The sequence below is a fragment of the Candidatus Dependentiae bacterium genome, from assembly GCA_018897535.1.
Taxonomy (GTDB): domain Bacteria; phylum Babelota; class Babeliae; order Babelales; family UASB340; genus UASB340.
On the sequence record JAHIKO010000041.1, the window covers coordinates 15,860 to 27,638 of the forward strand.

The window sequence follows — 11,779 nt, forward strand, 5'->3', positions numbered from 1 at the left end:
TACAGGGAGGTAGTGTGAGTAACAAGTCGGTTTATTTATTGGCATTTTCCATAATTTTTTTGTTTTTTTCAAAAAGCTTATACGATTATGTTCGATTGACCAATTTTGTAGATCCTTTTCAGGATATTGATTCCAAAGGGTATATTTATAATGCCGAAAAATTTTATAAGCACAATAGTTTTTTTATAAAAAACATTGATGAGACTGCACCGTATTTTTCTCTTGGATACCCATTATTTTTGGGCGTAGCTTATAAAATATTTAAACCGGAATCAAATATTGTTATTTGGCTTCAAATTTTACTTAGTTTATTTACATGCTTTTTGATTTTTCATATAGCTAAAATTATTTGGGGTGTAAATGTTGGAATAATTGCATTTGCATTATCTGCAGTAAATATTGGATTTATAACTTTTTCCAATTTTATCTTAACCGAGACTTTATTAACTTTTTTATTAACAAGTTTTATTTATTTTTTTGTTCTATTTTTATATAAAAGTGATATTAAAAAGTTAATAATTTCAGGATTGATTTTAGGTTTGTCTATTTTTATAAAGCCGGCGGCATTATATTTTGTTTTTCCGATTATAATTGTACTGTTTTTTGCAAATAATTATAAAATTAAAAATATATTATTATTTTGTTTAAGCTTTTATTTACCTGTTTTTTCATATGCTTATTTTAACAAAATTGTGTATAAAAGTTTTTCCGTATCTACTTTAAAAAATGAAAGTTTATATTTTTATTTATATCCTAAGGCTATGGCTGTTATAAATAAAACAAGTGAAAGTATTGAACAAAAAAATGTATCAAATCTTTTGACCGGAAGCAAAATTGATTCAACAAGTTGGAATTTGATTTCAAATAATTTTAAACGTGATTTTGATAATAATAAACTTGTTTTTGTAAAAATTTGGCTAAAAAACGTAGCAAAAACTTTTTTAGGTTTATATTCAACAAATTTAAAAGTTTTAATTAATTCCAATATCAATCGCAAAGATTTATCGTTTTTTAAAAAAACAGGATCTTTGTTTGACCGCGCTAAAAAATATATTATGTCCGGAACAAATTTGTTTTATATTCAAATTATAGCTTTTGCAGAATCAATTTGGTCTTTATTGCGATTAATTTTAATTTTAATCTCTTTAATTTTTGTTTTTAAAAAACGAGATTTTAAGCTGTTTTTCTTTTTATTCTTTTATATTTTTTACTTTGCTTTTATTTCAGGACACGATGGCTGTGCTCGATTTAGGATGATGTTTGAGCCTGTTTTAATAATTTTGGCTGCGCAGGGTCTTTATATGATTTATTTTCGTTTAAGATATAAATCCTGTCCATTTGGAGAGCTATGAGTAATGTTTATTTAATTATATTGTGTGGCGGTTTTGGTGAAAGACTTTGGCCGATCAGTAGGCGTGAAAAACCCAAACCATTTGTACCATTTTTAGGCGAAAAATCATTAATAGAATTAACTATAGAGCGTATAAAAAACCTTAATAGTATAGAAAATATTAAAATTGGTGTGGTTACTCACAAAGATCAAAAAGAGAGAATTAAAAAATTAATAGGAAAAGATATAGATTTTATAATTGAAGAAGATGATTCAAGAAATACGGCACCAGCAGTTTTATATTCTTTATTTAAAATTTATGAAAAAGATCCCGATGGAATTGTTGTTTATTTGCCGGCAGATTCTTTTGTTGTTGAAACGGAAAAGTATGTAAAAATTTTAAATACTGCAATTGAATATACTAAAACGAATAATAAAATAGTTACAGTTGGAGTTATGCCAACAAATCCTTCAACTTCATATGGTTATATTCAGGCAAAAGCTCCTGATAATTTTATTATTGCCAATAACGTATATTGTGTTGAAAAATTTCATGAAAAACCTGATTTAAAAACAGCTAATTCTTATTTGAAAAATAATTTCATGCTTTGGAATATATCTGTATTTGCTTCTAAAGTTAATTTTTTTATAGAAGAATTTAAAATTCATACACCAAATATTTATCACCAAATGCTTGATTATTTAAATCACAAAATTTCTTATTTTGATGTTGAAAATAAATCCATAGATTTTGCCGTTATTGAAAAAAGTCAAAATATAGCTGTAATTCCGGCTGATTTTAATTGGTGTGATGTTGGTAATATCGATGTGTTTTTAAATTTACAAAATAAATTATCACAAAAATCTCAAAATATATTTAATATTTCCGGAGAAAATAATTTAGTTTTTCAAAATAATAAAGAAAAAATTGTAACATTTGTCGGCGTTAGTGATTTATGTGTGGTAGATACGGATGATGTATTAATGGTTGTTAAAAATAGTGAAGTCGAAAAAATAAAAGAACTTTTAAATGTAATTAAAAAAACTGAAAAACAAAAATTTTTATAACTGGTTAGGATTTTATGAAAGTTGCACTAATTACAGGTATTACCGGACAAGATGGATCTTACTTAGCTGAGTTTTTGCTTTCTAAAAATTATATTGTTCATGGAATAAAAAGAAGGTCTTCGAGTTTTAATACATCAAGAATAGATCATATTTATCAAGATCGACATGAATATGATAATAAGTTTTTTTTACATTATGGTGACCTTACGGATGCAACAAATTTGATTAGAATAATACAAGAAGTTCAACCTGATGAAATTTACAATTTAGCGGCGCAAAGTCACGTCCAAGTATCATTTGAAACTCCTGAATATACTGCAAATTCCGATGCTTTAGGTACATTGCGATTGTTGGAAGCTATAAGAATTTTGGGTTTAACTAAAAAAACTAAATTTTATCAAGCATCTACCAGTGAACTTTATGGTAAAGTCTTGCAAATTCCGCAAGATGAAAATACTCCTTTTTATCCAAGATCGCCATATGCTGCAGCAAAAATTTATGCATATTGGATTACTATAAATTATCGTGAAGCTTATAATATTTTTGCATGTAATGGGATTTTATTTAATCATGAATCTGAACGTAGAGGTGAAACATTTGTAACCCGTAAAATTACTATGGCTGTGGCAAAAATTAAACATGGTTTACAAAAAACTATTTATCTTGGAAATCTTGATTCAAAAAGAGATTGGGGTTATGCCAAAGAATATGTGGAAGCCATGTGGCTTATGTTACAGCAAGAAAAGCCTCAGGATTATGTTATTGCTACAGGCCAAACGCATACAGTGCGTGAGTTTGTAGAATTGGCATTTGAATTTATTGATAAAAAAATTGTTTGGACCGGTTCCGGCGTTAATGAAATTGGTATGGATAAAAAAACGCAAGAAGTTTTAGTGCGCATTGATCCTAAATATTTTCGACCAACTGAAGTTGATTTGTTAATCGGCAATCCCTCTAAAGCTGCCAAAGAATTAAATTGGACTGCAAAAACTAAATTTGAAGATCTTGTACATATAATGTTAGAGCATGATATAAAGGAGATTGAAAGTTATTTATGAGAATAAAAATATTTTGGGCAATTTTTTTATTTTTAATTACTTTTGTTTTTTACTTTTTTTCTGTAGAAAATATTTGGTTTTCATTGGATGACTGCGGTAATGTAATTGCCGGAATTATAAAATCAAAAAAAGATTTAATACGTATTTTTTTAGAAGATGAACGTAATTATTTATATCCGATAAATTTTAATGTACCCCAAGCTAATTTTATTTCAGGATTTTATAGGCCCATGCAACACATACCGTTCTCTATTATTTATTATTTATTTGAATTTAATGTTAAAGCTTATTATTTTTTAAACGTGTTTTTTCATGCTTTGAATATATCTTTATTTTTTTATTTAACATCTTTTTTTATGCCAAATATTTTTGCAGTTTTTGCCGGTTTATTGCTTGCTTTTTATCCGATAATGGATTGGATTACATGGATTAGTACATTACATAATTTTTTAGCTACTTTTTTTATGTTGTTAAGTTTAATTTGTTTTAGATTTTATTGGATTAAAAACAAATTTAGATATAATTTTTTGGCTGCGTTATTTTTTTTATTCTCAATATGTTCGCGTGAAAATACGATATTTTTGGGTATATTGTTATTTATTTTTAGTTTTATTTTTTCCGAATATAAAAATTTGAGATTAAAATTTAAATTTGCATTTAATAAAACATATTTATTTTTGTTTATTTATATAATTTATTTAGTTTTACGAATTATGGCCTTTGGCTTTGAAAGTTTACCAAGAACTTTTAATAATATTTGTATGCGTTTTCCGGCAATAAAAGAGTTAGTATCATGAAGTTTTTAGATTTTATCACTCGTTTTGCATGTGAATATTTAAATTTCAATATTTTAAGCAGTTCTGACAAATTTTTATTATTTTTTCTAATATTTTTTTTATTTTGTTTTTTAATTTTTGCTTATAAAAATAATTTTAAAATATTATTTGCGCTGTTTATTTCAATAATTTTTTTTAGTTGGCCTGCTTTTGTTGCTTATCCCAATCCAAGATATATTAATGCAGTATATCCAATTTTAAGTTTCATGTTTGTTTATGGGATGTATCTTTTTAGTAAAAAAAATATAGCTAAAATATTAAAAAATTCTGTTTTATTTGCTTTTATACTATTAATTCTCTTATCTATAAAATTAGGTTTATACAGAAATTATTATGGTATTAAGAATAATTCACAAAATTCTTTAATTTATAAAACTAAGTTTGAAAAATTTTTTTCAAAAAATAAATTTGATAAAAATGCAAATTTTATAGTGTTTGGAATTCCATTTGTTTCCGATATACGATATGTTTTTCAAATTTTTCTAAAAGATTTGAATTTACGTGTGGCTTATATTAGGCATTCAACATTGGCAGAATTTGGTTGTATGGGATGCCAAGCTGATTGTAAAATTATTGGTGTAAAATCTTTAGTAAAACAGGTTAAAGAAAATAATAGAATTGGATTTAGATTAATATCTTTAGATGAAGATCATTGTGGATGGTGGATTAATTTTTCAAATTTTCCACTTAAATGGTCAGAAAAAGAAAAAGCGTATGTTTGGTCAAATAAAGAACCTGAATTGAATGTTTGGCATAAATATTCTATGGGTGATTTTAAAATCAATAGACGATCAAAATTAGGACATATTACTGACGTAACATATCTTATTGATAATAAATGGATAGATGAAAATACAGTTTTTATTACGTGGGATAGTTGGCTTGGTAAATACAAAACTATTAGATTATATACTAATTAATTTTTATATAATTTATATTCTTTAATAATCTTGGCAGTATTATTGCTTACAAGAGAATTTATGGATTTTTTGCTTTTAGTAAAATTTCGAATCTTTGTAGAGGATATATCTCCAAATTTTGTTTCAATTTTAGCTATAATTTTTCTATTACCAATTTTATTATTTAAATTTTCGATATTATCACCATTTCTTATTGTAACAACAAAACTTTTAACCGGTAATGCAATTATACAACCATGTGTATGCTTTTTATACTCTTGTGCAACAATTGCTCCTGACATAAATTCATCTCTGGCTTTTTCATTTTTTTGTCCGGATAAAGCTAAATCTGAACCAATTATACCTATATATTCCGTGTTTATTTTTATTAATTTTTTTTGAAGGTTTAATGGATTTAATTTAGTAACTATTACTTTTTTATTATTTTTAAAAATTGAAAATAGCATTTTTAGTCTAATTTTTACGTCTGTTCTATTTTTATAATCATCACCACCCCATGCAGGATAGATAAGTATGTAGTCGCATAGTTTTTTATCCAAAATAGTTTTTACGATAGCTTCATGCCCTTTGTGTATTGGATCAAAAGAACCTAAATAATAACCAACTTTTTTATTTTTGAGCGTTTGGTTTAATTTTTTATTTTTTATTAAATCTTCTAAAACTATTGCATTTAATTTTGCGATTAGATTTAAAAAAAGAATAATAATTATTTTTTTAAACATTAATTTGATTGTTTAATTTTTAGTCTGATAATCTCGGCGATATTTTCTGTATTATTCAAAACCAATTTTTGCATTGCACCATAAAGGTTTTCAAATTCTGGCGGATCATAGTTCATTTTTAAAGTTGGTTCTTTTATTGGATTGGTAAAATATATTATTGCAGGGCAATCCGGATTTTTGGGATTAAAGAATATTTCCAAATTATCATATTTTATATAAGCTTTTTCTATGTCCGGAAATGTTATGCCATGGTCTGAGGCATAATTTGCAGCTAATCTTAGTTCTGGATAATTAATTGTTGTTGCGTCTACTGATGCATCGCAAATAATTATGATATCAAATTTTCTTCTAAATAATGGATCTAATGGTAAATTAAATGAAAATCCTCCATCTATTAATTCAAGATTTTTATTATTTTGTAATTTACTTTGTTTTAAACCATAACTGTAATTTGGTATTTGAGCAGGACAGATTCTATTTTTGTATAATTTTAAAAATTCGAATTTTTTTTCAAACCAATCAAGATATTTGTAACTGTTCACATGTAAAATTTCTCCAATATCTGTTAACAGTAAATTTAAAATATCTCCGGCCGAAGTACAAAATGGGCTACCAAGTACACCCATGAAAAATCCGGAAGGCAATTCTGGATTTTTAGTTTTTATGGACCCATTTTTAAAAATATTGCCTAGATATTTTGTTGATACAGTGCTGTCCAATATTTTTGCATAAGTTGCATATGGAGATATTTCCATCCAATTATATGGCAGGTTATCTTTTGGATCTTTTGAGTTTGCAATTACACAGGAAAATATTGGAAAAGGATAATAATTAAATGTTTTTAGGTGTTTTCTTATATTTTTAAATGTTAATTTTTGGTCGTAATCACCTAGTAAATGTCCTGACAAAATTGAACCCCAAAAGTCTATTAATTTATTTTGATTATTACTTTTAAGAGAGTTATATATTTTTTCCGTATCTAATTTATTGAAATCAAAAAAATTATTATTTACAGCTTTTTCCAAATATTGTTTAAAAAGTTCCATACTAAAATTTAATGTAAGAAGCGCAATTAAAAGCCAAGTTGATCCTGATAGTGAGGTTATGCATGTCGCAGCAGACAACAAGTCTTTTTTTTCTGCTGCATCTAAAAAACCGGCACATGAAATCATTGACCTGTATCCGCCACCACTAAAACATAGAGCTATTTTAGGTAATTTTATATTTTTATCGTTTATTTTTATAATATTTCTTATGGCTGCTTGTGTTAATGGCTTTCTATTTTTTATATAACGAATTTCTTTGGGTGAAATTTTGTGACCGGGAGTTATTGTCATGCAAAAAATATTGTTAATATTTGAAATTATCGCCAATATTAATACAAAAAATTTATTCATTGTTACTCCCGATATGTTTTTGAATTTATCTTAGAAATTAATCTTTTCATCAATTAAATAAGTTGGCCTTTGTTTTATTTCTTCAAATATTTTACCTATATAAAGACCTATAATTCCTAAAAAAAAGAATGTTACGGCAAATAAAAATAGCATACTAATAATTAATGAAGTCCAACCTGTCATAACAACAAAACCCATAATTTTAAAAACTATTGCACCGATGACTCCCAAAAAACAAGCAAATATACAAAATAGTGAAAAAAAGATCATAAAATAAATAGGTGCAGTTGAAAAAGAAATTATATTTTCAAGTGCAAAAATTGTTAATTTTTTGTAATTATATTTTGTTTTTCCGGCATTACGTTGTCTTCGTATGAATAAAACAGATTTTTTAGGTAATCCTGACCAGTAAATTAAACCGCGCACAAATTTACTTTTTTCGGGTAATTGATTGAATATATTTATTGCACGCTTACTTAAAAGACAAAAATCACCAGTGTCTTTTGGCATATCTATTTTTGTAAGTATTTTAAATATTGGATAAAATGCTTTTGAAGTTATTTTTTTGAGCCATGATTCTTTTAATCTTTTTGATCTTTGTCCATAAACTATATCAATATTGTTTATATATTCTTTTTCAAATTCTAAAATTAATTCAGGTGGATCTTGTAAATCTCCATCTATGATTACAACGGCATCTCCTGATGAATTATTTATACCTGCCGTTGTAGCGGATTCGTGACCGAAGTTTTTTATAAAAGAAATTATTTTAAGTTTTGGATCATTTATGGCTATGTTTTTTAATATATTTATTGAATTGTCATAACTGCCGTCGTTTACAAAAATTAGCTCATAATTTTTAAAAAATTTTAATTTGGATAAAACTTGTTTTAGTTCATTATAATGCGTTATTATATTTTCTTCTTCATTAAATATTGGCGTGACTATAGATAATAGATTTGTATGTTTTATATCGTTCATAGAATTTTTTTAAATTTTACATTTGTTTTTATCTAGTATAAAAATATTTAAATATTAGGATTCGTCAATTTAAATAACGGAGTAATTTTTATTGTGATTAAAAATAAAAATATATTAATTACTGGCGCTGCAGGTTTTTTGGGTAGTCATTTATGTAATATTTTATCAAAACAAAATAATATAGTTGCAGTGGATAATTTATACACCGGAAGACTTGAAAATATAAAAGATTTGCTAGTAAATAAAAAAATTACTTTTGTAAAACATGATGTTACTGAAAAATTAGATTTGGAAAATTTGGATCTAATTTTTAATTTTGCTTGTCCTGCATCACCTCCAAGATATCAAGCTGATCCAATATACACAACAAAGACCAGTGTATTTGGTGCAATCAATATGCTTGATTTAGCAAAAAAAACCGGAGCCCGCATTTTGCAGGCATCAACAAGCGAAGTGTATGGCGATCCACAAATTCATCCTCAAACGGAAAATTACAGAGGATCTGTAAATCCCATTGGTATTCGTTCATGCTATGATGAAGGAAAGCGTTGTGCTGAAAGTTTGTTCTTTGATTATAGGCGTATGTATAATATAGATATAAAAATTGTAAGAATTTTTAATACCTATGGACCAAATATGGATCCAAATGATGGTCGTGTTGTAAGTAATTTTATGACTCAAGCTTTACAAAATAAACCAATAACAATGTATGGAAATGGCAATCAAACAAGATCATTCTGTTATGTTGATGATTTAATTGACGGAATTTTAAAAATGATGGAATCAAGTTCAGATTTTATTGGGCCTGTAAATTTGGGAAATCCAATAGAATTTGATTTGTTGGATTTGGCAAAAATTATTATAGAGTTAACAAATAGCAAATCAAAAATTATATATCAAAATTTACCGGCAGATGATCCATCAAGACGTAAACCCGATATAAGTTTGGCTAAACAAAAATTGAATTGGGATCCAAAAATTGATTTAAAAACAGGATTGAAAAAAACAATACAATATTTTGAGAAAGTTTTAAAACATGAAGGTAGTAATTGCTGCAGGGGGAAGATTTCACGCATTTCATTTGGCTCACCAACTTGAAAAAATTGGTGTTTTAAAAAGATTGTATACCGGATCTTATAGCGATATTGATAAAAAATACGTATCAAAAAAATTTATCATAAATAATAATAATTTTAGTAGAATAAATTTTTTATTTTCAAAATTAAGATTTTATAAATATTTAAATAAATCCAAATTACATAGATTTCAAGATAATGTTTTTGATAATTGGTTGTCCAAAAATATTTTAAAAGAAAAAGAGATTGATATCTTTGTCGGTTGGGCCAACTATTTTTATAAAAGTTTAAATAATATAAAAAAAACAGGCGCAAAAATTATTTTAGAATCAGGTTCAACACATATATTGGAGCAACAAAAATTATTAAATGAAGAGTATGAAACATTTGGAATAAAATATAGTGCTATAAATAAAAAAACTTTAGAAAAAGTTTTGTCTGAATATGATTCGGCTGATTATATAATGTCTCCGTCAAATTTCACTAAAAATAGTTTTTTAAAATATAATATTGCAGAAAATAAACTTTTGAATGTTCCATATGGTGTTGATGTAGATTTTTTTTCAAAAATAAAAAAACAAAATATAGGTAAATTTAGAGTAATTTTTGTGGGACTTGTTTGTCTTAGAAAAGGCGTGCAGTATTTACTTCAAGCTTGGCAAAAGTTAAATTTACCAATAGATAAAACTGAGCTTTTGATTGTTGGTAATATTTTGTCGGATATAAATCCATTTTTAAAAAATATAAAATTAAATAAAAATGTGATTTTTTATGGAAGTACGGATAAAAATAACTTATCAAAGTTATATTCACAATCGAGTTTATTTGTTTTGCCCTCAATTGAAGAGGGTCTTTCTATGACAATTGCAGAGGCAATGGCTAGTGGATTGCCTGTGATTTGTACAACAAATACCGGTGGGCAAGATTTGATTCAAAATGGAGTTCAAGGTTTTATCTCACAGATAAGAGATCCAGATGATTTGGCTGAAAAAATTTTATTTTGTTATACAAATAAAGATTTATGTAATCAAATGGGCTTATCGGGTGCTCAAAAAGTAAAAAATTTTACTTGGGATAATTATGGGCATAATATTTATAAAAAATATTTGGATATAATGGACAATATCAAATTGGAGAATAGTATATGAATTTGTATGATAATGTTGCACAAACGCCATTTCAGTTGGATTTATTAAGAAGTGCAGTTAAATATCAGCAATGGTCACTACAAGCCGTAGAAAATTTTTTGGGAAATAATATTTTGGAAATTGGTGCCGGCATTGGTAATATGTCCAGATGGTTGCCATTAAAAGAATCTTTAATTTTATCAGAAGTTGATTCAAAAATGCTTCCTGAACTAAAAAACACTGTAAATAAAACATTTGGTTTTAATCAAAATGTTGAAGTGTTACATATAAATTTATCAAAAGATTGGAAAAAAGATTTAATAAATAAAAATATTGATACGATAGTATCTTTTAATGTAATGGAACATGTAGAAGATGATTATCTATTTTTTACCGATTTGGTTGATATTTTAAAACAAAATAAAACTAATAATTTAAAAAGAATAATCACATTTGTTCCTGCGCATAAGCTTGCATATAATTCCATTGATAAAAATTATGATCATTTTAGGCGTTATTCAATTTCAGACTTAAAAAAAATAAAAAATTTAGTTATTCCTCAGGCTGATTTTTTTGCAAGATATTTTAATTCTTTTGGCCTTATCGGATGGTTTTTACATGGTAATATTTTGAAAAGAAAAGAAGTTACAAGCAGTATGGTTAATTCTTTTGAAACTATTTGTCCAATCATAAAGCCAATAGACAATTTTTTACAAACAAAGTTAAAATGTCCGTTTGGCCAATCCGTTTTTTCTGTAGTTAGTTTTAAATAAAAATTATGAAAATAAAAAAAATATTGCTAGTTGGTTTTTTTTCAAATAATAATAAATATCGCTATGCAGATTCTTTTTGTAATAAGTTTATAAAATTGGGTTATGAAGTTAAAAAATTTGATTATAGAAAAAGATATTTTTTTATAAATTTTTTAAATAATCACATAATTAATTTTTTATTATTAAAAACAATTAAAAAATTTAATCCTGATCTTATTTTTTTTATAAAAGCCGAAAATATATATACAAAAACGTTAAAAAAGTTAAAACAAAAAAATAGAATTATTGTTAATTTTTATCCGGATAATGTTTTTTCGTTATGGAATAGCAACTCAAATGAGCAGGTGTTAAAAAATTTGTCATATTATGATTACTTTTTATCTTGGGCAAAAATTTTAGAATTACCATTAAAAAGTGCAGGTGCTGAAAATGTTTACTATTTCCCATTTGCGTATGACAAAAATATTTACGACAAAGAGATAATATTTTCA

At 25.9% G+C, this 11,779-nt stretch carries 12 protein-coding genes; 9 read left to right on the forward strand and 3 right to left on the reverse strand.

Annotation, left to right across the window (positions count from 1 at the left end):
• The first annotated feature begins 14 nt into the window (after positions 1–14).
• From KKE07_02585 to KKE07_02605, 5 genes are read left to right on the forward strand one after another with little or no spacing between them, the layout of a single operon-like run.
• Positions 15–1,352: a glycosyltransferase family 39 protein gene (locus KKE07_02585; protein ID MBU4269741.1), complete on the forward strand. Its 1,338-nt coding sequence runs from the start codon at positions 15–17 to the stop codon at positions 1,350–1,352.
• Positions 1,349–2,398, forward strand: coding sequence for a hypothetical protein (locus KKE07_02590; GenBank protein MBU4269742.1), 1,050 nt, complete (start codon positions 1,349–1,351; stop codon positions 2,396–2,398). The genes KKE07_02585 and KKE07_02590 overlap by 4 nt, the downstream gene beginning before the upstream one ends.
• 14 nt (positions 2,399–2,412) lie before the next feature.
• Positions 2,413–3,456, forward strand: coding sequence for a GDP-mannose 4,6-dehydratase (gene gmd / locus KKE07_02595; protein MBU4269743.1), 1,044 nt, complete (start codon positions 2,413–2,415; stop codon positions 3,454–3,456).
• Positions 3,453–4,253 carry a glycosyltransferase family 39 protein gene (locus KKE07_02600; protein MBU4269744.1) on the forward strand — a complete coding sequence of 267 codons (801 nt, stop codon included), beginning with the start codon at positions 3,453–3,455 and terminating at the stop codon, positions 4,251–4,253. Before gmd ends, KKE07_02600 begins: the two co-directional genes overlap by 4 nt.
• On the forward strand, positions 4,250–5,212 hold the full coding sequence (locus tag KKE07_02605) for a hypothetical protein (protein ID MBU4269745.1): 963 nt from the start codon (positions 4,250–4,252) through the stop codon (positions 5,210–5,212). The genes KKE07_02600 and KKE07_02605 overlap by 4 nt, the downstream gene beginning before the upstream one ends.
• Here the strand turns inward: KKE07_02605 and KKE07_02610 are convergent.
• From KKE07_02610 to KKE07_02620, 3 genes are read right to left on the reverse strand one after another with little or no spacing between them, the layout of a single operon-like run.
• Positions 5,209–5,934 carry a hypothetical protein gene (locus KKE07_02610; GenBank protein ID MBU4269746.1) on the reverse strand — a complete coding sequence of 242 codons (726 nt, stop codon included), beginning with the start codon at positions 5,932–5,934 and terminating at the stop codon, positions 5,209–5,211. The genes KKE07_02605 and KKE07_02610 overlap by 4 nt on opposite strands.
• Positions 5,934–7,331, reverse strand: a complete 1,398-nt coding sequence (locus KKE07_02615; protein MBU4269747.1) for a hypothetical protein — start codon at positions 7,329–7,331, stop codon at positions 5,934–5,936. The genes KKE07_02610 and KKE07_02615 overlap by 1 nt, the downstream gene beginning before the upstream one ends.
• A 30-nt stretch (positions 7,332–7,361) precedes the next feature.
• Positions 7,362–8,312, reverse strand: coding sequence for a glycosyltransferase family 2 protein (locus KKE07_02620; GenBank protein ID MBU4269748.1), 951 nt, complete (start codon positions 8,310–8,312; stop codon positions 7,362–7,364).
• Positions 8,313–8,408: 96 nt separating this feature from the next.
• On the opposite strand from KKE07_02620, the gene KKE07_02625 reads away from it, so the two are divergent.
• The 4 genes from KKE07_02625 to KKE07_02640 all read left to right on the forward strand — a co-directional run.
• A complete protein-coding gene (locus tag KKE07_02625) occupies positions 8,409–9,410 on the forward strand; it encodes an SDR family oxidoreductase (GenBank protein MBU4269749.1) in 1,002 nt (333 codons plus the stop codon).
• On the forward strand, positions 9,349–10,536 hold the full coding sequence (locus tag KKE07_02630) for a glycosyltransferase family 4 protein (GenBank protein ID MBU4269750.1): 1,188 nt from the start codon (positions 9,349–9,351) through the stop codon (positions 10,534–10,536). The genes KKE07_02625 and KKE07_02630 overlap by 62 nt, the downstream gene beginning before the upstream one ends.
• Positions 10,533–11,288, forward strand: a complete 756-nt coding sequence (locus KKE07_02635) for a class I SAM-dependent methyltransferase (GenBank protein MBU4269751.1) — start codon at positions 10,533–10,535, stop codon at positions 11,286–11,288. Before KKE07_02630 ends, KKE07_02635 begins: the two co-directional genes overlap by 4 nt.
• Before the next feature lie 5 nt (positions 11,289–11,293).
• A partial coding sequence (locus tag KKE07_02640) for a hypothetical protein (GenBank protein MBU4269752.1) occupies positions 11,294–11,779 on the forward strand: 486 nt, incomplete at its 3' end.

Coding starts and splice junctions, on each gene's coding strand:
- KKE07_02590 (MBU4269742.1), top strand. CDS start 1,349: ATGAGTAATGTTTATTTAATTATATTGTGTGGCGGTTTTGGTGAAAGA.
- KKE07_02615 (MBU4269747.1), bottom strand. CDS start 7,331: ATGAATAAATTTTTTGTATTAATATTGGCGATAATTTCAAATATTAAC.
- KKE07_02605 (MBU4269745.1), top strand. CDS start 4,250: ATGAAGTTTTTAGATTTTATCACTCGTTTTGCATGTGAATATTTAAAT.
- gmd (MBU4269743.1), top strand. CDS start 2,413: ATGAAAGTTGCACTAATTACAGGTATTACCGGACAAGATGGATCTTAC.
- KKE07_02630 (MBU4269750.1), top strand. CDS start 9,349: ATGAAGGTAGTAATTGCTGCAGGGGGAAGATTTCACGCATTTCATTTG.
- KKE07_02620 (MBU4269748.1), bottom strand. CDS start 8,312: ATGAACGATATAAAACATACAAATCTATTATCTATAGTCACGCCAATA.
- KKE07_02600 (MBU4269744.1), top strand. CDS start 3,453: ATGAGAATAAAAATATTTTGGGCAATTTTTTTATTTTTAATTACTTTT.
- KKE07_02610 (MBU4269746.1), bottom strand. CDS start 5,934: ATGTTTAAAAAAATAATTATTATTCTTTTTTTAAATCTAATCGCAAAA.
- KKE07_02635 (MBU4269751.1), top strand. CDS start 10,533: ATGAATTTGTATGATAATGTTGCACAAACGCCATTTCAGTTGGATTTA.